The organism is Cedecea davisae, from assembly GCF_044095835.1.
In the GTDB taxonomy this organism is placed as follows: Bacteria; Pseudomonadota; Gammaproteobacteria; order Enterobacterales; family Enterobacteriaceae; genus Cedecea; species Cedecea davisae.
In genome coordinates this window covers 4,430,711-4,450,310 of the sequence record NZ_CP172054.1, presented here as the reverse complement: position 1 = coordinate 4,450,310, position 19,600 = coordinate 4,430,711, and the positions used below count along the sequence as shown (strand labels likewise).

Here is a 19,600-nt window from a genome sequence, read left to right as displayed (position 1 = left end):
AGGGTGAGGGGGCATAAACAACCACGGAGCCTCTATGACCCAAGCCCGCACCGCCTTTTTCGCCAGCGCCCGTGGCCGCCTGCTGTTTTTCAATTTGCTGGTGGTGGCGGTGACGCTAATGGTATGTGCGATGGCGGTTCTCGGCTTTGAGCACGCCAGCCGTATTCAGGAGCAGGTGCAGGGGCAAACGCTGAGCGATATGTCGGGCAGCATGGAGCTGGCGCGTGATACGGCAAACGTGGCGACGGCGGCGGTACGGCTGTCTCAGGTTGTGGGTGCGCTGGAATACCAAAGCGAGGCCGCAAGCCTGAAGCAAACCCAGCTGGCGCTGCAAAACTCGCTTTCTCAGTTAGCAAACGCACCGCTTGCCGCCCGTGAGCCGCTGCTGGTTAGCCGCATTATCGAACGCAGCAACGAGCTGGAAAGCAGCGTCACCAATATGTTGGTGATGGGCCATCGCCGCCATTTGCAGCGCAACCTGCTGCTGAGTGCGCTGTACCAAAACCAGAGCTACCTTGAGCATCTTCAGGAAGTTAACGAACGTGAGGGGCTGAACGTGCCCGATGCCGACCTGCTGAAACAGATGGATCGCCTGCTGGTGGTAGCGATTCAATCTTCATCCCCGAGGCCCGCCGTGCGGCAGCTCAGCGAGGTCATGCGACAACTGCCCGAGCAGGCGTCGTACCCGCTGGCGGAAAAAATTCTTCAGCAGTTCAGCGCCGGTCTGCGCGAGCTGCCGCCGCTTTCGGCCCAGCTTGAGGAGAGCGACTTAGGCATCGCCTGGCATATGTACCACATCAAGGCGCTGGTGGCATTTCTCAATCAGGACATCAACCTGTACGTGCAAAAAGTCGGGGAGGAGTCGCAGCAGCGCAGCCAGCAGAGCCATAAAGATTTGCAGTCTATTATCGCCTTTATCGGCCTGTTTGCCCTGCTGGCGCTGGTGATAACCGGGTTTGCAGGCTGGTATATCTACCGCAACCTTGGTTCTAACTTAACGGCGATTTCCCAGGCCATGACGCGCCTGGCAAAGGGCGAGAAAGAGGTGAGCGTGCCCGCCCAGCAGCGCCGCGACGAGCTTGGCGAGTTGGCCAGAGCGTTTAACGTTTTTGCCCGCAACACGGCTTCGCTGGAGCACACATCCCGGCTGCTAAAAGAGAAAAGCACCCTGCTGGAAACCACGTTCCATGCCATGCGTGACGGTTTTGCCTTGTTCGACAGCGAGGGTTTTTTGGTGGTCTGGAATCAGCAATATCCGCTGCTGCTGGGGCTTGAACCCCACCGGCTACAGCGTGGGCAGCACTATCTTGGCTTGCTCAAACAGGTGAGGCCGCTTCAGGAGCATATTCTGGGGAATCTCTCGCGGCCGCTGCCAAAACCGCAGGAGTTAAGGCTGGAGGATGGTCGTACCATTGAGCTACGCTTCAGCCCGGTTCCAGGGCGGGGTATGGTCAATGTGGTGCTTGAGCGCAGCGAACGCAAAGCGCTGGAAGAGGCGCTGGTTCATAGCCAAAAAATGAAGGCCGTGGGGCAGCTTACCGGCGGGCTGGCGCACGATTTTAATAACCTGCTGGCGGTCATTATCGGCAGCCTGGAGCTGACCGCTACCGATTCACCTGATGCGGTGCGCATTTCACGGGCGCTTAAAGCCGCAGAGCGTGGCGCGCAGCTCACCCAAAGGTTGCTGGCCTTCTCCCGCAAACAGTCGCTTCACCCGCGAGCAGTGGCGATGAAAAGCCTGCTCGATAATCTTGACCCGTTGATGCGTCACTCGTTGCCCTCCCAGTTAACGCTAACGATTGAAGCCCAGCAGCCTGCCTGGCCCGCATGGATAGACGTTAACCAGCTGGAAAACGCGATTATTAATCTGGTGATGAACGCCCGAGATGCGATGGAAGGGCGCAGCGGCGAAATTAAAATTCGAACCTGGAACCAGCGAGTGGTGCGCGGGGAAGGGCGCAAGCAGGACATGGTTGTGCTGGAGGTCGCAGACAGCGGCCACGGTATGACCGCGGAGGTAAAGGCTCAGGTATTTGAACCGTTCTTTACCACCAAGCAAACCGGGAGCGGAAGCGGGCTGGGGCTGTCGATGGTTTATGGCTTCGTGCGTCAGTCCGGCGGGCGGGTACAAATAGATAGCGAACCGGGAAAAGGCACGCAGGTACGGCTGCAATTGCCGCGTGCGCCTTCTCTGGATCTGGCGGAAGCGTTGCCCGCGGCGGGCAGGCTGGACGATATTTCTGACCAACTTGTGATGGTGCTGGAAGACGAGCCCGACGTGCGTCAGACCCTTTGCGAGCAGTTGCACCAACTCGGTTACCTGACGCTGGAAGCGGGCGACAGCCAGCAGGCGCTGCGGCTGATGGCCGAAGTGCCGGACATCAGCATTGTTATCAGCGATTTAATGTTGCCCGGCGAGCTGAGCGGGGCCGATGTGCTCCACTCAGCTCGCGTCGCTCATCCCCACCTGAGCCTGCTGTTAATAAGCGGCCAGGATCTACGGCGCAGCGAGAAGCGGCTGCCCGACGTGGAACTCTTGCGTAAGCCCTTTACCCGAGCGCAGCTTGCTGAGGCGCTACATAAAGCGCGGGCAGGAAGCAGGAGCGGGCAAGCGTAGCCGCGCCCTGAGCGCCGTTAAACGACGACGATGAAGCATCAATAAAACACACGGAGTCGTGAGGCAGCGGGCGGCGCAGATGTTGTTTGATTTGCGCGACCAGCGCTTCGCGAGGGAAAGCGGGCATATCCATTACGCCGCCGCCGAGGATAACCGCGTCCGGGTCAAACAAGTTGACGCTGGTGGCGATAGCGCGTGCGGCGTGAGCCAGCAGGGCAATGACAAAAGGCTCCTGCTGCGCGTGGTTAAACAGCTCGCCAATTTCATAGCTGCGCGGGCTGGCATCGTACCAGCGCTTAAGCGCAATCCCGGAGCAAACCGTCTCCAGGCAGCCTGCATTACCGCAGCCGCAGGTTAACTGCATATCGCCCTGCGGAATATGTCCCAGCTCCCCGGCCACGCCGTGCGCTCCGGTCCAGGGCGCGCCGTTAAGCCAGATAGCAAAACCCATGCCGGTGCCGAGATAAGCGCCAAGTACCTGCTGGTGCTGAAGGCCATTCTGCGCGACGTCAAACGAGAGCTGCAGGTTCACATCACGTGAAAATTCAACCGGACAGCCGAGGGCATCCTCAAGCTTACCGGCCAGCTCGCCAAGTTCTGCGGGGCTAAGCGGCAGGTTGGGCGTGGAAATAATCGTGCGCCTGTCTTTGCCAACCAGCGCCGGAAACCCCATCACCATTCCCCGGCAGCGGGCGTTCAGCCTGTCGAGCTGAGCCACCAACAGTTTAGCTATTCCGCACACCACGCCGCCCGCGATCACTTCTGCGGTACGCAGCTTTTCGCAGTGCAGCACCTCTCCGGCTTCATCTTGCAGGCAGAGCCGGATATGGGTGGCGCCCATATCCACTCCGGCCACCACATTAAGCGGTTTTGGCATGGGGCATGACCTCGTTTTTGGCCGTCAGGATTTGCTCGCTCATCACCTGCCAGGCCTCATCGATATCCCGGGCGTGATTAAACAATCCGGAGGTGCCAACGATAAACACATCTGCGCCGGCGGCCATGAGTCGTTCATAGGTTGCCGCGTTGCAGGAACCGTCAATCTCAATCTCGTAGCTCAGCCCTTCGCGCTCGCGCCAGGCCTTTAGCTCGGCCACCTTTTCCAGCATTTCAGGAATAAACGGCTGGCCTGCAAATCCCGGATCAACGGTCATCACCGTCACCTTGTCTGCCTTATGAATATAGTATTTCATCGCCTCGACCGGGGTTTCCGGGTTCAAAATAAGGCCGACTTTCATGCCGTGACGGCGGATCTCTTCGATCAGGCGGAAGGCCTGGCCGTTAATGGTTTCCGGGTGCAGGGTAATAATGTCCGCCCCGGCCTGCGCCAGCTGGCTGATGTAATCCTGCGGGCGGGTCACCATTAAATGGCAGTCCAGCGGCTTGCTGGCAAGTTTCTTAACCTGACCGACGAAGAATGGGGACAGCGTCAGGTTAGGCACAAAGTGGCCGTCCATAATGTCGATATGAAAGTAGTCCGCGTGCTGGTCGATAAAAGCGATCTGTTCCTGGAATTTCGCCAGATCCATGCACATCAAAGAGGGGGAAATTTTCACTATAAGCTCCTGTAATTCTATGGATTTCGGACGACAGAAAGGCGGCCTGGCTGCGAGTCCCCAGGAGCATAGCTAACTATGTGACTGGGGTGAGCTGATGCAGCCAACGCATCTGCCGTTCGAAAGACGACGAATTTACTTGCTGATTAACCGATCCAGGGCCACCGCGGCGATGATCAGCCCCCCCATCACCACCAGCTGGTAATAGGTTTGTACCTGGAGAATATTGAGGCCGTTGTTGATGGTGCCGATGATCAGGCCGCCTATCACCACCGAGAAGATGCGCCCTTTGCCGCCGAAGAAACTGGTGCCGCCGATTATCGCGCTGGCGATGGCGTAGGTTTCAAAGCCCATCCCCGCCAGCGGCTCAGCCGCACCCAGGCGTGCCGTTGACACCACGCCAGCCAGCCCGGCGCAGATGCCGGAGATGATAAACACCACCAGCATGTGGAATTTCACGTCGATGCCGGAGTAGAAGGCCGAGTTTTTATTGCCGCCGAGGGCGTAAATATTGCGGCCCAGGCGCGTGCGGGTGGTCAGGAACCACAGTATTCCGGCGACAATCAGCGAGAATATCACCGGCACCGGAATGCCTAACGGCGTGGCGGCGAAGAAGTTCACGAAGTCGAACGAGAAGCCGTAAACCGAGTTGGCATCTGAGATTACCAGCGTAATACCGCGGAAGATGGCGTTGGTGCCGAGTGTGATGATGAACGGATGCAGCCCCGTCCAGTTTACCAGGCAGCCGTTAATCGCCCCCAGCAGCCCGCCAACCAGCACGCCGCCGATCAGCGCCGCGAGGAACGGGTCAACGCCGGCCAGCATCAGTTTGGCCGTCACCATGCCGGACAGCGCCAGAATCGCGCCCACCGACAGGTCGATACCCGCCACTAAAATTGCAAAAAACTCGCCCATACCAATCAGTACCGTGACCGAGCTTTGCACGAAGATGGCGCTGATATTGCTGGCCGTCAGGAAATACTCGGCGGAGAGCGTGCCGAAGATGGCGACGATAATCGCGAGGATGAAAAAGGTGCCGTACTTGTCCCAGAACTGCGCGAAATTAAACGGCTTTTTATCGCTTTCGTCGCGCTTCATTCTTGTGGTAATGCCCATGCCATAATCTCCTCTTCGCTGATATCGTCGCGATTGCTCAGGATTTGCGTCAGTCGCCCTTCGCAGAACACGGCAATGCGGTCGCAGACGGCGATAATTTCGGGAAGTTCGGATGACACCATCAGGATGACTTTTCCGTCATCGGCCAGCTGGCGCATCACTTTGTAAATTTCAGCCTTGGCGCCCACGTCGATGCCGCGCGTTGGCTCATCGAAAATGAGAACCTCCGGGTTGCAGCACAACCATTTGGAAATCAGCACCTTCTGCTGGTTACCGCCGGAAAGTTCGGTGATATTTTGCTCTACGCTGTGGCACTTCAGCGCCAGCAGCTGCCGCTGTGCTTCGGCGGTTTTACGCTCCTCGGCTTCGCTGAATAGCCCCATCGCGCCTTTGTAGCCGCCGTGCTTGAGGCTGCGGCTGATCGCCATATTTTGGGCTATCGAAAAGTTGGCGAAGAAACCGTTGTCGCGGCGGCTTTCGGTGATGTAGCCCATACCTTTTTTCAGGGCGTCCATTGGTGAACGCGGAGAAATGTTTTTGCCGTTAAGCAGAATTTCACCGCTGGCGCGTTTATCCACGCCAAACAGGCAGTCCATCAGCTCGGTACGCCCGGAACCTACCAGCCCGGAAAAACCGAGGATCTCGCCGCGATTCACGCTGAAAGAAATGTCTTTCACCTTTTTACGGTCGCGGCTGGTGACGTTTTTCACCTCAAACACCGTGTCGCGCTCAACGTTTCCGGCGCTTTCTTTCATGGCGTTGAAGCGGTTTTGCAGCTCGCGACCAACCATCAGGCGCACAATATCGTCGTTAGAGACGTCGCTGACCAGGCCGCTGCACACGCTGCTGCCGTCTTTCATTACCGTGTAGCGGTCGCAGATGCGGCGGATCTCTCCCAGCTTGTGGGAGATATAAACAATCGCCGTTCCCTCTTTGCGCAGCTGATTCATTATCAGGAAGAGATAATCCACCTCTTTATTGGTTAAAGAAGAAGTTGGCTCATCCATAATAATGACTTTGGCATCAAGCATTAAGGTTTTGGCTATTTCCAGCATCTGCTTATGGCTAATGGATAAATTTACTACCTTTTCATCAAGACTGACTTTTAACCCCACGCGCAATAACATCATTGCGGCGCGAATACGCATTTCATTCCAGTCAACAACATTGATGCCAAAAACTTTTTTAGTCGCGTGGCGGCCAATATAAAGATTCTCCAGCACGGTTAATTCATCAATGACGCTGAGTTCCTGATAAATAATGCCAATGCCGAGTTTTGCTGCCAGCTTATGATCGAGTTTATCGTAATTAACTTCATTAATAACAATAGTGCCTTTGCTCGGCTCATGAATACCCGACAGGACTTTCATTAAGGTTGATTTACCTGCACCATTTTCCCCGAGTAAAGCATGGATCTCGCCGGGGAATATTGTTAAATCAACCGATTTTAATGCGTGAACCGGACCAAAGGATTTGCCGATCCCCGCCATTGAAATATATGGCGTGACCATGACGAGCCTCAATCATTTTTAGTGAAGGTTTCCCCTCACCCTAACCCTCTCCCCATAAGAAGAGGGCTACCTTTTTTCCCCCTCTCCCTGTGGGAGAGGGCCGGGGTGAGGGCACCAGACGACTCGGGTTTAAAACTATTTCGTCACCAGAACCGAGTCCACGAGGCTAAACTGAGGCGCTTTATCCTCGGCTATAACCTTCCCGGTCTTCGCCGCATCCACCAGCAGCTTCAGGCCCGTGGCGCCAATATCCGCCGGGTTCTGGGCGACGGTGGCGGTCATCTGCCCGGCATCAATCATTTTGCGTGCTTCCGGGATGCCGTCGGTGCCGACTACCAGCACTTTCCCGGCTTTTCCGGCATTGGCAACCGCCTGGGCAACGCCCATTGCCATGGTGTCATTCGCGCAGTAGAAGGCTTTCAGGTTTGGGTTGCGTTGCAAAACGTTAGTGGCAACGTCGAGCGCTTTGATACGGTCCCAGTCGGCAGGCTGGCTGGCGACCAGCTTTATCTGACCCGCTTTTTTGAAGGCGTCGCTGGCACCTGTGCGGCGCGCTTCACCGGACGCGTTGCCCGCTTTACCTTCGATAATCGCCACTTCGCCGCCCTGGGCGCCGAGCTTGTCGATGATAAAGCCTGCACCTTTTGCCCCGACCGCGACGTTATCGGTGGTAACAAATGCTTCCACATTGCCGCCGGCTTTTTTCAGGTTATCCATATCGATCTTTTCATCGAGGTTGACCAGATAAATCCCTTTTTTCCAGGCGTTGGCAACCGGCACTACCAGGTTAACGGAAGAGAGCGGTGCAAAGGCGATGCCTTTATATTTTTTATTACTGAGATCTTCGAAAAGCTGTAGCTGGGACTGAAAATCACCTTCCGAAGGCGAAGCAAAAATATCGACGCTGACGCCCAGCGTTTTTGCTTCATCTTCTATCCCTTTTTTCATATCTACCCAGTAAGGGTTGGATAATGTTTTTAATATCACCGCATAATCGGCCGCTGCAAAAGCGCTGGTGGATAACATCAGGCCCATAGCAGCGCCGCTGAATATTTTCAGATATTTATTCATAATAATATTCTCAGTGTAGGGTACAGTCAGATCCCGTGATAACGGGATCTGTTATTTTTACTTCAGTGCGCCGGGTGAAAAGAAATCCACAATAGCGCCGGTCTTTTGCATATTTAAAGTTGCCTGCTCAATATTTTGCTGGGCTACAGAAACAAAAAGTGCATCTAATAATGTTAGTTGTAATATACGTGCGGAAGCGTTTCTGCCCAGTAAAGGCGTCTCTGGTGCTGGCGAACAAATAATAAAATCAGCCAGGCGTGCAATCGGCGAATGGTAGCTGTGGGTAATACAAATAATTTTGGCCCCATTCTTTTTCGCCAGTTCCACCGCCGCTTTTAAATCGCTGGTGCGCCCGGAATGGGAAACCACCAGCACTACATCACCTTCTTTTAGCAACGACGCCGACATCATCATGATGTGCGCGTCCTGGTAGGCCTGGCAGCGTACGCCGATGCGCAGAAATTTGTGCTGAATATCGTCGCAGATGGCGTTTGAACCACCGACGCCGTACAAATCACGCTGTTTTGCCTTCGCGAAGTAGCGAGCCGCGCGGTGGATCTCGTCCACGTTAACGATCGACTGCCCTTCCATAATGGTACGCAGCGTGATGTTAAACACTTTGTTGACCACATCCTGCGGCGCTTCATCAAATGCCAGTTCGGTTGGCAGTACCTGCTCCGACTCGGAAAAATAGGCCACCAGCGCGCTGCGAAGATTACGAAACCCGCTGAACCCCAGCAGTTTTGAAACCTTAACGATCATTGCTTCCGACACGGAAAGCGCTTCGGCAACGTCTTTTATTGCCGGGGCATCACTCAGGTTGCCGGGCTTAAGCAGCCAGTCGACGATGCGGCTTTCGTTGTCCGTCATCCCTTCCTGCTTCATGCGCAGCCAGGGAGCGAGGCCGATGCCGTTCGGCAACTGTGAATCAATTTCAGACTGACTCATCATGTTCTCTTGATGTCCTTAAAGTGAAGGCACAACTATAACATCACAGCGTGGACAGAAAATATGCTATCAACTTCACAAAAACAATTAATTCATAAAGTTTAAGTTGTTGTGAAGTTTTACCAATCAATTAAATTTAAATAACTATATGAAAATAAATAATTTTATTTGATTTTTGCGGTAATTGTAACTCTACGTGAATCACGTGTAATACCAAAAATGCCATTGCGCTGTAAAGCTCATCGGTGTAAAAATGTCCACGAACCCGGCGATTTTGCCGATAAATTGGGCAGTGAACCGGTCTTAAATCACAAAAGTTGCCGGGTTCGTAAAGTTACCCTAACTGTGAGGCTGACGATGAAAAAAATTGCGTTTGGGTGCGACCACGTAGGCTTCCTGCTGAAAGAGGAGATAGTCGCGCACCTGCTGGAGAAGGGGATTGAAGTGGTGGACAAAGGAACCTGGTCCGGGGAGCGCACCGACTATCCGCAGTACGCCAGCGCGGTGGCCGGGGCCGTTGTGAGCGGTGAGGTGGAAGGCGGAATTTTGATTTGTGGTACCGGCGTGGGTATTTCCATTACCGCTAACAAATTCCCCGGCATTCGCGCGGTGGTATGCAGCGAGCCTTACTCGGCGCAGCTCTCTCGCCAGCACAATAACACGAATATTCTGGCCTTTGGCTCAAGAGTGGTGGGCCTGGAGCTGGCAAAAATGATTGTGGATAGCTGGCTTGCCGGGCAGTTCGAGGGCGGTCGTCATCAGGCCAGGGTGGAGGCGATTAGCGCCCTTGAGCAGCCGCGAATTTGAGATTCCTCCGCTACTTCACCCTGCGGCCGCTGTCTAACCTGAGGCCAGTCCAACTCAGAGACTGACCTCATGAAAAAATATACAACGGCGCTGCTGTTCGGCGTGCTTTATCTGGCGGCGCCTTTCGCTCAGGCGGATGTTATCGATGATGCTATCGGCAATATTCAGCAGGCGTTTAGCGACGCGTACAAACCAGGCGACGACCGCGTTTACCACGACGATCGCGATGACGACGATCGGCAGGATCGTGCGCTCAGCCGTCAGAACGAAGAACGTTATCGGCAGCTGGAATCCCGCCGCCGTCAGCTTGACGACCGTCAGAACCAGCTCGATCGTGAACGCCAGCAGTTGGACGATGAAGAGCGCCGGCTTCAGGATGACGAAGACCGCTAATCCAGCACTATCTCCAGGCCGTCAAACCCCGCCTCAAAGCCCGCAGGCAGGTTATTGCGCATCAGCCATTCGTCGAACTGGTGGCTGATGTGTGTCAACACCACCCTCGGGCTGCCTATTTGCTCATTCAGCGCTATCACCGTCGATAAATCGCAGTGATTTTTTGGCGTTTCCGGCCTCGGTTCACGGCTGCAATCGATCACCACGACTTCCGGGCGGTTGGCGGCAAGAAACTTGAGCGTTTTCTCCGGCAGCCCGGCGGTATCGCTGAGCCACACCAGCCCGCTGTAGGCCGTTTCAAAGAGGTAGCCGAAGGTCAGCTTAGAGTGGATAAGCGGCAGCGGCGTTACGCGCAAAGCCTGGAGAGTAAAGGCGACAAACGGCTCGACGGTGTGGCTGAAGTCCAGCATACCGGGGTGCTTAAACAGATCGTCGCAGCCCTGCTCGTCGGGTGGGCCATAGACGGGGATTTTATCGCCCACGCCCCAGCGCAGCGGAAATAGCCCCTGCACATGGTCCATATGGTAGTGGGTGAGTAAAAACTGCTGAAATTCACCCGGCTGCCAGCTATCCATCAGGCCGGGCAGCCCCGCGTCCAGCAGCGTGACGGCTTCGTTATATTTCACCACCGCGCTGCACGGGCGGCGGCGGTGAGCGGGATTGTGGCGCGCGCGTGAACAGGCCGCGCAGCCGCAGCCCCAGGCGGGGACGAGCTGCGCTCCGCCGGTGCCGCTAAGCGTTAACTTCAGCGTCATTGGGGGTCTCCACCGGTTTGGTAAACCGCAGATGAGTTGCGCGGTAGCCTTCCCGTTCGTAGAAGCGGTGCGCGTCTTTACGACCGGTGCTGGTAGAAAGCTCGGTCAGCTCCGCATCGGCTTTTCGAGCCTGCGCTTCGGCCCAGGCTAGCAGCTGTTTGCCCACGCCGTGCCCGCGAGCCTCCTCCATGACAACCAGTTCCTGAATCTCGCCTATGCGGCGACCATGATGCAGATGATATTGCAGATGCAGGCTAATCATGCCCAGCGCTTTATCGCCCAGCCATGCCAGCTGATAATAAATGTTTGGGTCGCGCAGGTTCTCGGCGAAGCAGGCGTTAAAGCCAGAGCGGTCTGCTTTGGCCTGCTTTAACTCGCAGATCATGCGGTAAACGGTATCACTGTCTTCGATAGCGGCGGCTTTTAACTTAACAACATCAGACATGGCGAGGCTCCTTGCGGTGAAGAGGGATGACGTTCGAGCGGTGCCGGGCCAGCAGCCGCATAAATAATTCGGCTGACTGTAGCAGACTCCCGTCGTTGTTGAGTACCAGACAATCATCCCCCTCCGGCGCGTAAAGCGCCGCCCGTTGCAGCCGCTGCTCGATTTGCTCCGTATTCTCCCGCCCACGCTGTTCCAGGCGATAGCGCAGAACGTCGGTAGAAACTTGCAGGCAAATCGGCACCAGCGCTTCCGCATAGCGCTCCCGAGCCTGTTGTAAATGCTGCCGGGAGCCGTTAACCACCACATCAAATCCGGCTTCGAGCCATATATCCATCTCCACGCCGACGCCGTATGACTGGTGATGCGCCTGCCAGCTCAGGGCAAACAGACCCTGCTGCTGGCGCTGGTCAAACTCTTTCGCGCTTAGCGCGACGTGGTTTTCGCAACCTGCGTCGGCGGCGCGCGTGATGTAGCGATGCGCCACCAACAGTCTTTCGTGCTCCTGCTGGCGCAGAGCGCTCAGCAGGCTGTCTTTGCCGGAGCCGGACGGGCCCATCAGCCAGATTAGTTTACTCATCAGAACACCCGAATTCCCTGGCGCCAGACGTGATCGACGTGGATGTGGTCGCCGTGCATATGCGCCAGCACCAAATCCGCCCGCTTCCCTTCCGCCAGCGTGCCGCGGTCGTTCAGATTCAGCGCCCGTGCCGGGTTGCGCGTCACCAGGTTCACCGCCTGAGCTAACGTGAAGCTATTGCCGTCGTCGTGCGCCACGCGGAATGCCGCATCCAGCAGGCTTGCCGGATAGTAATCTGAGGAGAGGATGTCCAGCAGCCCGGCCTGCGCCAGATGGCTGGCCGCCACGTTGCCGGAGTGGGAACCGCCGCGCACGATGTTGGGTGCGCCCATTAATACGCTCATGCCGTGGCGGCGTGAGGCTTCGGCTGCTTCCAGCGTGGTCGGGAATTCAGCAATGACGCTGCCAATTTCATGCGACTCAACAACGTGTGCCGAGGTGGCGTCGTCGTGGCTGGCAAGCGCGATATTGCGGTCGCGGCAGCGGGCGGCAATGGCCTGACGGTTTGGCTGCGACCAGCGTGCCGCCAGCGTCAGTTGCTCTTCCTCGAAGCGGTCCATCTGCTCGTTCGTCAGGTGATATTTGCCCTGGTAGTAATCGCGGTATTTCGACAGTTCGGCGTACTGGCGCTGGCCCGGCGAGTGGTCCATCAGCGACACCAGGGAAACCAGTTCGCGGTCGACCAGCTTGTCGAACAGCGGCAGCGTGGTGTGGTGCGGCAGCTCGCAGCGCAGGTGCAGGCGATGCTCGGCGCGGTTGAGGCCGCGTTTTTGCGTATCCTCCACGGCGTTGATCATTTTTTCCAGGTTTTCCAGCCTGTCTCCGCCGTCGCGCACGTCGCCAATGGCTACCGCGTCCAGCACGGTGGTGATGCCGCTGGCGACCATCAATGCGTCATGACTGCTCATTGCCGAGTGTGCCGGCCAGTCAACTTTTGGGCGCGGGGTAAAGAATTTATCCAGATTATCTGTGTGCAGCTCAATCAGCCCCGGCAGCAGCCAGCCGCCGCCGCCGTCGTGTGCGCCCGGCAGTTGGCTCTGGGTTTCGGCAAAGTTGCGAATCACACCGTCGGCCACTTCCAGCGAGCCACTGACCACTTCATCTTCCAGTACCAGGCGAACATTATTGACTATCATGTTGAGGCTCCATCGCTGTCATCTCATGCAGGCGGTCGGCCACCTGTTCACGCACTGCTTCGTCGTGGAAGATGCCGACGATGGCCGCTCCACGCGCTTTTGCCTGCTGAATTAAAGCCACCACGGCGGCGCTGTTTTTGGCGTCCAGCGAGGCGGTTGGCTCATCCAGCAATAAAATGGGGTAATCGACGATAAAGCCGCGAGCGATGTTGACGCGCTGCTGCTCGCCGCCGGAAAAGGTGGACGGTGCAAGGTGCCACAGGCGCTCAGGCACGTTCAGCCTGGTCAGCAGTTCGGCGGCTTTTGCCTCGCATTCTTCACGCGGTACGCCCAGGTCCAGCAGCGGCTGCATCACCACTTCGAGCGCCGAAATACGTGGGATAACTCGCAGAAACTGGCTTACCCAGCCGATGGTCTGGCGGCGTACCGCCAGCACTTCCCGCGCCGGAGCCTGCACGATATCCAGCCATTCGCCGTCGTGCTTCACCCAGATATGTCCTTCATCCGGCAGATAGTTGGCGTACAGCGAGCGCAGCAGAGTGGACTTGCCGCTGCCGGAGTGGCCGTGCAGCACCACGCATTCTCCGCCTTCAACTTCCAGCGAGGCGTTTGCCAGCACCGGCAGGCGAATGCCGTGCTGATGGTGCAGGACAAATGTTTTGCTCAGGTTTTCAACCCGTATTCTGGTCATAGCGAGTACCTAATTCTGAAGGACGGAAGACACCAAAAGCTGGGTATACGGGTGATGCGGATCGTCCAGCACGCGGTCGGTCAGCCCACTTTCCACCACTTTGCCCTGTTTCATGACCAGCAGGCGGTCGGCCAGCAGGCGGGCAACGCCCAGGTCATGGGTGACAATCACCACGGCCAGGTTCAGCTCCATCACCAGGCCACGCAGTAAATCGAGCAGGCGAGCCTGCACCGACACATCCAGCCCGCCGGTTGGCTCATCCATAAACACCAGCTTCGGATGGGTGACCAGGTTGCGGGCGATTTGCAGGCGCTGCTGCATGCCGCCGGAGAAGGTAGTTGGCAGATCGTCGATGCGTGAGGCCGGGATTTCTACCTCTTCAAGCCAGCGCTGGGCGGTTGCACGAATATCGCCGTAGTGGCGCGCGCCGGTTGCCATTAAGCGTTCACCGATATTGCCGCCGGCAGAAACGTGACGACGCAGGCCGTCCATTGGGTGCTGGTGTACCACGCCCCATTCGGTGCGCAGCAGGCGGCGGCGGTCGCCTTCAGACATCTCATACAGCGAGCGGTCGAGGTAAATCACTTCCCCTTCCTGCGGCGCGAGGCGGGCGGAGATGGCTTTTAGCAGCGTGGTCTTGCCGGAGCCGGACTCGCCGACGATACCCAGCACCTCGCCGGGCCACAGGTCAAAAGACACGTCCATAAAGCCTTTGCCGGGCGCATAGAGGTGGGTCAGGTTATTCACCGAAAGTAACGGGCTGGTCATGACTGAGAGGCCTCACTGTTCTGGCGGCAGTAGTCGGTATCGGAGCAAACGAACATGCGGTTGCCCGCGTCGTCGAGCACCACTTCATCAAGGTAGCTGTGGCGTGAACCGCAGATGGCGCACGGCTCTTCCCACTCCTGGACCTGGAAGGGATGATCGTCAAAGTCGAGGCTTTCTACGCGGGTAAACGGCGGCACGGCGTAAATACGTTTTTCGCGGCCTGCGCCAAACAATTGCAGCGCGGGAGACATATTCATTTTCGGGTTATCAAATTTTGGGATTGGCGACGGATCCATCACGTAGCGATGGTTTACCTTCACCGGGTAGGCGTAAGTGGTGGAGATATGGCCAAAGCGGGCGATATCCTCATACAGCTTCACCTGCATCACGCCGTACTCTTCCAGGGCGTGCATGGTGCGGGTTTCCGTCTCACGCGGTTCGATAAAGCGCAGCGGTTCGGGGATAGGAACCTGGTAAATCAGGATCTGGTCTTCCGTCAGCGGCGTTTCCGGGATGCGGTGGCGGGTTTGCACCAGCGTTGCGTCTTCCGTGCGTTCGGTGGTGTTTACGCCGGTTACGCGCTTGAAGAAATTGCGGATAGAGACGGCGTTGGTGGTGTCGTCCGCGCCCTGGTCAATGACCTTCAGCACATCGGCTTCGCCAATCAGACTGGCGGTCAGCTGGATGCCGCCGGTGCCCCAGCCGTAAGGCATCGGCATTTCGCGGCCGCCAAACGGCACCTGGTAACCCGGGATCGCCACCGCCTTAAGGATGGCGCGGCGGATCATGCGTTTGGTTTGCTCGTCCAGATAGGCAAAGTTATAGCCGCTCAGGTTAGCCATTTGCTCGCTCCTTTATCAGGCGGTTAAGCAGCTCCAGTTCGGCCTGGAAATCCACGTAGTGAGGCAGCTTGAGGTGGGAAACAAAGCCTGCCGCTTCGACGTTATCCGCGTGGGATAACACAAATTCTTCGTCCTGCGCCGGGCCTGCGACGGTTTCGTCGTAGTCGGGAGCCTGGAGCGCGCGATCAACCAGCGCCATCGCCATGGTTTTGCGCTCGCTCATGCCGAACGCCAGACCGTAACCGCGGGTAAAGTGCGGCGGTTCGTCATCCGGCGCGACAAAGCCGTTAACCATTTCGCACTCGGTCATCAGCAATTCGCCGATGTTCACCGCAAAACCCAGTTCTTCCGGCACGATTTCGAGATCCACATAGCCGCTGCGTATCTCGGCGGCAAACGGATGGTTACGGCCATAGCCGCGTTGGGTCGAGTAGGCCAGCGCCAGCAGATAACCTTCGTCGCCGCGCACCAATTGTTGCAGGCGTGAAGAGCGCGAGCAGGGGTAAACCGGTGGATCACGGGTAATATCGTCCGGCTGCGCGCCGTTATCTTCTTCGGCTTTCGCCAGCCCCTGTTTAGCCAGCATGCTGAAAACATGCGGTGAGGGAGCATTTTGCTCATCTGCGGTATCCAGCTCGGGCGCTTCACCGTTCGCCAGCAGCGTGAAGTCCAGCAGCCGGTGGGTATAGTCGTAAGTCGGGCCGAGTAACTGGCCGCCCGGAACATCTTTATAGACGGCGGAAATACGGCGTTCGAGGCGCATTTCCGCCGTATTCAGCGGCTCGCTAACCGCAAGGCGCGGCAGAGTGGTGCGGTAGGCGCGCAGCAGGAAAATCGCCTCAATCATATCGCCGCTGGCCTGCTTGATAGCCAGCGCCGCCAGTTCGCGGTCGGCGATACCGCCTTCGGTCATCACGCGGTCAACGGCCAGGCCAAGCTGCTGCTCAATTTGCGCGACGCTGAGTTCTTTTAGCGTTTCATCGCCGCGTCGATTCTGCTCCTGCAGGGCATGGGCGGCGGAGATTGCCTTCTCGCCCCCTTTGACGGCAACGTACATCAGCACACCTCCACATGGGTGGTCCGTGGGATCGCCAGCAGACGATCGCCGCAGGTTAAAATCAGGTCGATGCCCAGCGGGAACGGGTGCGGGCGCTCGGTCAGCTCGTGCAGCACGCATTCAGGAAGCTGGGGGGCAATCATCCGCTCTTCGTTGATCCCGGCTCCGGTCAGGCGCAACATGCGGCCGCCGCTGAGGCTGGAAACCTGCAGGACAAGCGTGGCGCTGGTGTCGGGAGCAATATCACAACCCTGAGCCAGCAGGTTCAACTGACTGGAAGATATGGCCTCGCTCGCCACGGCAAATTGCGCCTGCTCGGGCTGCTCGCACAGCGGGGCGTTGGTATGGAAGCGAATATTCTGGATGGCAGATTCGTTGCTCAGCGCGTCGTCTATCCACACCGGCGTGTCGTTGTCGGCAAGGGTTAACAGCACGCTGGTGGTGGCAACGTTCAGAGGCTGCCAGCCCTGCTGTAGCGAGGTTAGCGCGACAATCACACCCGGCTCGCTCATCGCTTTTAGCAGGCGACGAAAACTCTGCTGGGCATCCTGCACCGGGAGGGTAAAAGCGGTCATTAGTGTCATGCGTTATCTCCGCGAACCAGCGTGAAGAAGTCCACGCGGCTGCTGTTAACTTCGGCGCGGCGGACGGCAAGGCGTTGTTCACGATTGGCCGCCAGCGGTGCGATGAGGGTTTCTTGTAACGTCTGAAAGTGAGCGGATTCCTGCATCAGGGCGTCGATAACCGCGCAGCATTCGGCGTGTTTCTTGTCGCGGCCCAGCAGGTAGCTGTAGCCGTAGGTGCCGCTTGCCAGCTTCACCACCGTGCGGGTCAGCGTGGCGTCGCCGGTAAAGAAGCGCTGGCCGGTGCCGCCCATTCGAGCCTGAACCTGCACCAGGCCGATTTCCGGGGCGCGAATAAGCGTGTACTCCGGGGCAATGTTCAGGCTATCCCAGCGCGCCTGTAGCTCGCTGGCCTGGCTGTGGGACAACACCGCCATCCACGCGCGGCGCTGTTCGGTGTTGAAATGGCTGGCGTCCATCTAGTGCTCCATTGTGAGTTCAATCATGTCGGCGCGGGTCAGGCTGACGGAGTATTCCGCCGGGCTGGCTTCGCCTTCACGATGGTTTAGGGTGCGTACGCAAAGCAGCGGAGCCATGTTGGGGATTTCCAGCAGGCGGCTCTCTTTAGCCTGGGAACGGCGGGCGCTGATGCGGGTTTGGGCGCGGGTTAAAGGCGTGCCCAGCTGGTCGTGAATAAAGTCATGCAGCGAACCGCTGTGGAAGCTTTGTAGAGCGGGCCACCAGTTCAGCTCGGAAAAATAGTGGTCGATGATGCACACCGCGATGCCGTTGACCCGGCGCAGGGTGCGCAGGTGGATAACGTTATTGCCCTCTGCAAGGCCAAGCGCGTCGGCTACGTCCTGAGACGCCGGGCGCAGTACCGCCAGCAGGCGTTCGCTGGTCGGGTGGCTGCCCTGGTCAAGCAGGTTTTGGCTAAAGCGGGCCTGGGCGTTTAGCGGGTAGTCGAACGGCCGCATCAGCACCAGGACACCAACGCCCTGGCGGCGCTGAACCCAGCCCTTGTTCACCAGCTCATCGATGGCGCGGCGCAGCGTGTGGCGGTTGACTTCGTAGTGGGCGGCAAGCTGGCTTTCTGCCGGCAGATAGTCTCCGCAGCGGTAGTTGTTACGCAGCTCTTGCTCGAGCCGGGCGGCAATTTCTTGATAGCGGGTTGGGTAACTGGTCGGATGTCTGGACAAGTGCATCGCGGGCCTCCTTCAAAAGTTGCCTTATGGTGCAGGGGGAAAGTGACGGTTTTGTTAACGATTAGTTTCTGTCCGATGAAGAGTTAAAGTCAGCCGCCGCGGGCTTGAGTAATCAATCAGTTATCTGAATCACCGGAGAATGGAGGGAAAAAATGGAATGATGGAATAATAAATAGAGCATTTCTTGCATGATATATTCTATATCCTGGCGAATCGTAGTGCTTTCATTAAATAAATTTCACTATCACTTAAATAATAATTCCTCTGCTTAATACACTAATAAAAATGTGCAGGTTGAGAATCATCCTGGCACCTTTTCATTGTTGCGGAATAAATGTGCAAGAAAGGAATAAATAAATTAACATCAAAAAAATGAATAAATAATGGCTGTTGATTTGCCTGGTTTTTTAATCCTGAAGAGAAAGAAAAGGCCCGGAGTTTCGGGCCTGAGATGAATAACAGAATAAACTATCTTTCTCTTTCGACATTGACCATCCACGGAATGCCGAACTTATCCGTCAGCGAGCCGTAGCCCTTCGCCCAGAAGGTTTCGCTCCACGGCATTGTGACCTTGCCGCCCACGGCCAGATTCTCGAACCAGCGCTTTCCTTCATTAACATCATGCGTGGCCAGGCACAACGCATAGCCGCTGTGGCGGGACTTTTCGCCGCCCATATTACCGTCGCTCATCATCAATTCGTTGCCGGCAATCCGTAAATTGGCGTGCATGATACTGTCGGCAGAATACTCGGCCGCGCCGCTGCACTCTTCCGGGTTACCCGCTTCTTTGGGCATTTCTCCAAAGGTGATTTTGAACGTCAATTCGGCGTTCAGGGCCTGCTGGTAGAAGGCAATAGCCTCGTTACAGCGGCCGTCTAATGAGATGTAGGGTGCTAAAGACATCGCTAAATCCTCTGCGTTGAGAGTACAGAAGAAGTGTAGGTGGTGCGGGAAAGGTAAGCCAGGCGGGGGCAGGCAGCAAAACGCTGCCTGCGGTGCAGAAATTAATTCTTCTTCACAAACTCGGATTTCAGCTTCATCGGGCCAAAACCGTCAATTTTACAATCAATGTTGTGATCGCCTTCTACCAGGCGGATGTTCTTCACTTTGGTGCCAATTTTCAACATCGAAGAGCTGCCTTTGACCTTCAGATCTTTGACTACCGTGACGCTGTCGCCATCGGCCAGCAGATTGCCGTTGGCATCTTTAACCACCAGCTGGTCGCTCTCTTCGCCAGCGGCGTTCGGGTTCCACTCATGAGCGCACTCCGGGCAGATAAGCATACTGTTGTCTTCATAGGTGTATTCGGAATTGCACTTCGGGCAATGAGGGAGCTGCATTATCTGATCCTCAAGGTAAGATAAATTAATGATAAATAGCGATTTGACGACGAAAGCGTACTGAATCGCGAAAAAGTGCCGGGATTATACATCAAAACCCTACATTTGCAGGGATTATTGCGACCCTTTCAGGCCCGCTGAGCCACCATCCTGCTGTTAATACGCAAAAATCATGTCATTCAAGAAAATAAGCGCCAAATTT

At 56.7% G+C, this 19,600-nt stretch carries 22 protein-coding genes; 3 read left to right on the top strand and 19 right to left on the bottom strand.

Features of this window, described 5'->3' with window-relative positions; genetic code table 11:
* The first annotated feature begins 34 nt into the window (after window positions 1-34).
* Complete coding sequence (locus tag ACG1VR_RS21300) at window positions 35-2,617, top strand: ATP-binding protein (protein WP_395489745.1); 2,583 nt, start codon at window positions 35-37, stop codon at window positions 2,615-2,617.
* Here the strand turns inward: ACG1VR_RS21300 and alsK are convergent.
* The 6 genes from alsK to alsR all read right to left on the bottom strand — a co-directional run bounded on the left by alsK (window position 2,550) and on the right by alsR (window position 8,819).
* The gene (gene alsK / locus ACG1VR_RS21295; RefSeq protein ID WP_395489744.1) at window positions 2,550-3,494 is read right to left on the bottom strand and encodes an allose kinase; all 945 of its coding nucleotides are present in this window, start codon (window positions 3,492-3,494) and stop codon (window positions 2,550-2,552) included. The two genes, ACG1VR_RS21300 and alsK, sit on opposite strands and share 68 nt — an antisense overlap.
* Entirely contained in the window at window positions 3,478-4,173 is a 696-nt protein-coding gene (alsE, locus tag ACG1VR_RS21290) for a D-allulose 6-phosphate 3-epimerase (RefSeq protein ID WP_039897812.1), read from the bottom strand. The genes alsK and alsE overlap by 17 nt, the downstream gene beginning before the upstream one ends.
* 135 nt (window positions 4,174-4,308) lie before the next feature.
* Entirely contained in the window at window positions 4,309-5,289 is a 981-nt protein-coding gene (alsC, locus tag ACG1VR_RS21285; RefSeq protein WP_395489743.1) for a D-allose ABC transporter permease, read from the bottom strand.
* Complete coding sequence (alsA, locus tag ACG1VR_RS21280) at window positions 5,268-6,800, bottom strand: D-allose ABC transporter ATP-binding protein AlsA (RefSeq protein WP_395489742.1); 1,533 nt, start codon at window positions 6,798-6,800, stop codon at window positions 5,268-5,270. The genes alsC and alsA overlap by 22 nt, the downstream gene beginning before the upstream one ends.
* A gap of 135 nt (window positions 6,801-6,935) precedes the next feature.
* The gene (gene alsB, locus ACG1VR_RS21275; RefSeq protein WP_395489741.1) at window positions 6,936-7,871 is read right to left on the bottom strand and encodes a D-allose transporter substrate-binding protein; all 936 of its coding nucleotides are present in this window, start codon (window positions 7,869-7,871) and stop codon (window positions 6,936-6,938) included.
* Window positions 7,872-7,928: 57 nt separating this feature from the next.
* Window positions 7,929-8,819: a D-allose utilization transcriptional regulator AlsR gene (gene alsR, locus ACG1VR_RS21270; RefSeq protein ID WP_039897815.1), complete on the bottom strand. Its 891-nt coding sequence runs from the start codon at window positions 8,817-8,819 to the stop codon at window positions 7,929-7,931.
* 357 nt (window positions 8,820-9,176) lie between these two features.
* On the opposite strand from alsR, the gene rpiB reads away from it, so the two are divergent.
* Both rpiB and yjdP read left to right on the top strand, forming a co-directional pair.
* On the top strand, window positions 9,177-9,626 hold the full coding sequence (rpiB, locus tag ACG1VR_RS21265) for a bifunctional allose-6-phosphate isomerase/ribose-5-phosphate isomerase RpiB (RefSeq protein WP_016517486.1): 450 nt from the start codon (window positions 9,177-9,179) through the stop codon (window positions 9,624-9,626).
* A 69-nt stretch (window positions 9,627-9,695) separates the two neighbouring features.
* A complete protein-coding gene (yjdP, locus tag ACG1VR_RS21260) occupies window positions 9,696-10,019 on the top strand; it encodes a DDRRRQL repeat protein YjdP (protein WP_395489740.1) in 324 nt (107 codons plus the stop codon).
* Here the strand turns inward: yjdP and phnP are convergent.
* The 13 genes from phnP to ACG1VR_RS21195 form a co-directional block, all read right to left on the bottom strand.
* Window positions 10,016-10,774 carry a phosphonate metabolism protein PhnP gene (gene phnP / locus ACG1VR_RS21255; RefSeq protein WP_395489739.1) on the bottom strand — a complete coding sequence of 253 codons (759 nt, stop codon included), beginning with the start codon at window positions 10,772-10,774 and terminating at the stop codon, window positions 10,016-10,018. The two genes, yjdP and phnP, sit on opposite strands and share 4 nt — an antisense overlap.
* Window positions 10,752-11,219: an aminoalkylphosphonate N-acetyltransferase gene (phnO, locus tag ACG1VR_RS21250; RefSeq protein WP_395489738.1), complete on the bottom strand. Its 468-nt coding sequence runs from the start codon at window positions 11,217-11,219 to the stop codon at window positions 10,752-10,754. Before phnO ends, phnP begins: the two co-directional genes overlap by 23 nt.
* Window positions 11,212-11,799: a ribose 1,5-bisphosphokinase gene (phnN, locus tag ACG1VR_RS21245; protein WP_395491131.1), complete on the bottom strand. Its 588-nt coding sequence runs from the start codon at window positions 11,797-11,799 to the stop codon at window positions 11,212-11,214. Before phnN ends, phnO begins: the two co-directional genes overlap by 8 nt.
* Window positions 11,796-12,932: an alpha-D-ribose 1-methylphosphonate 5-triphosphate diphosphatase gene (gene phnM / locus ACG1VR_RS21240; protein ID WP_172568544.1), complete on the bottom strand. Its 1,137-nt coding sequence runs from the start codon at window positions 12,930-12,932 to the stop codon at window positions 11,796-11,798. Before phnM ends, phnN begins: the two co-directional genes overlap by 4 nt.
* Window positions 12,919-13,623: a phosphonate C-P lyase system protein PhnL gene (gene phnL, locus ACG1VR_RS21235; RefSeq protein WP_395489736.1), complete on the bottom strand. Its 705-nt coding sequence runs from the start codon at window positions 13,621-13,623 to the stop codon at window positions 12,919-12,921. The genes phnM and phnL overlap by 14 nt, the downstream gene beginning before the upstream one ends.
* Before the next feature lie 9 nt (window positions 13,624-13,632).
* Window positions 13,633-14,391, bottom strand: coding sequence for a phosphonate C-P lyase system protein PhnK (gene phnK, locus ACG1VR_RS21230; protein ID WP_016517493.1), 759 nt, complete (start codon window positions 14,389-14,391; stop codon window positions 13,633-13,635).
* Complete coding sequence (gene phnJ / locus ACG1VR_RS21225) at window positions 14,388-15,233, bottom strand: alpha-D-ribose 1-methylphosphonate 5-phosphate C-P-lyase PhnJ (RefSeq protein ID WP_016517494.1); 846 nt, start codon at window positions 15,231-15,233, stop codon at window positions 14,388-14,390. Before phnJ ends, phnK begins: the two co-directional genes overlap by 4 nt.
* Window positions 15,226-16,290 (bottom strand): carbon-phosphorus lyase complex subunit PhnI, encoded by a 1,065-nt coding sequence (locus tag ACG1VR_RS21220; RefSeq protein ID WP_395489735.1) that lies wholly within the window; start codon window positions 16,288-16,290, stop codon window positions 15,226-15,228. The genes phnJ and ACG1VR_RS21220 overlap by 8 nt, the downstream gene beginning before the upstream one ends.
* The gene (gene phnH / locus ACG1VR_RS21215; RefSeq protein ID WP_016517496.1) at window positions 16,290-16,874 is read right to left on the bottom strand and encodes a phosphonate C-P lyase system protein PhnH; all 585 of its coding nucleotides are present in this window, start codon (window positions 16,872-16,874) and stop codon (window positions 16,290-16,292) included. Before phnH ends, ACG1VR_RS21220 begins: the two co-directional genes overlap by 1 nt.
* On the bottom strand, window positions 16,871-17,332 hold the full coding sequence (phnG, locus tag ACG1VR_RS21210) for a phosphonate C-P lyase system protein PhnG (protein WP_395489734.1): 462 nt from the start codon (window positions 17,330-17,332) through the stop codon (window positions 16,871-16,873). Before phnG ends, phnH begins: the two co-directional genes overlap by 4 nt.
* Window positions 17,333-18,058, bottom strand: coding sequence for a phosphonate metabolism transcriptional regulator PhnF (gene phnF / locus ACG1VR_RS21205; RefSeq protein ID WP_016517498.1), 726 nt, complete (start codon window positions 18,056-18,058; stop codon window positions 17,333-17,335).
* A 468-nt stretch (window positions 18,059-18,526) separates the two neighbouring features.
* The gene (gene yjdN, locus ACG1VR_RS21200; protein WP_395489733.1) at window positions 18,527-18,961 is read right to left on the bottom strand and encodes a VOC family metalloprotein YjdN; all 435 of its coding nucleotides are present in this window, start codon (window positions 18,959-18,961) and stop codon (window positions 18,527-18,529) included.
* Window positions 18,962-19,062: 101 nt separating this feature from the next.
* The gene (locus tag ACG1VR_RS21195; protein WP_016517500.1) at window positions 19,063-19,398 is read right to left on the bottom strand and encodes a zinc ribbon domain-containing protein YjdM; all 336 of its coding nucleotides are present in this window, start codon (window positions 19,396-19,398) and stop codon (window positions 19,063-19,065) included.
* Between the last annotated feature and the right edge of the window lie 202 nt (window positions 19,399-19,600).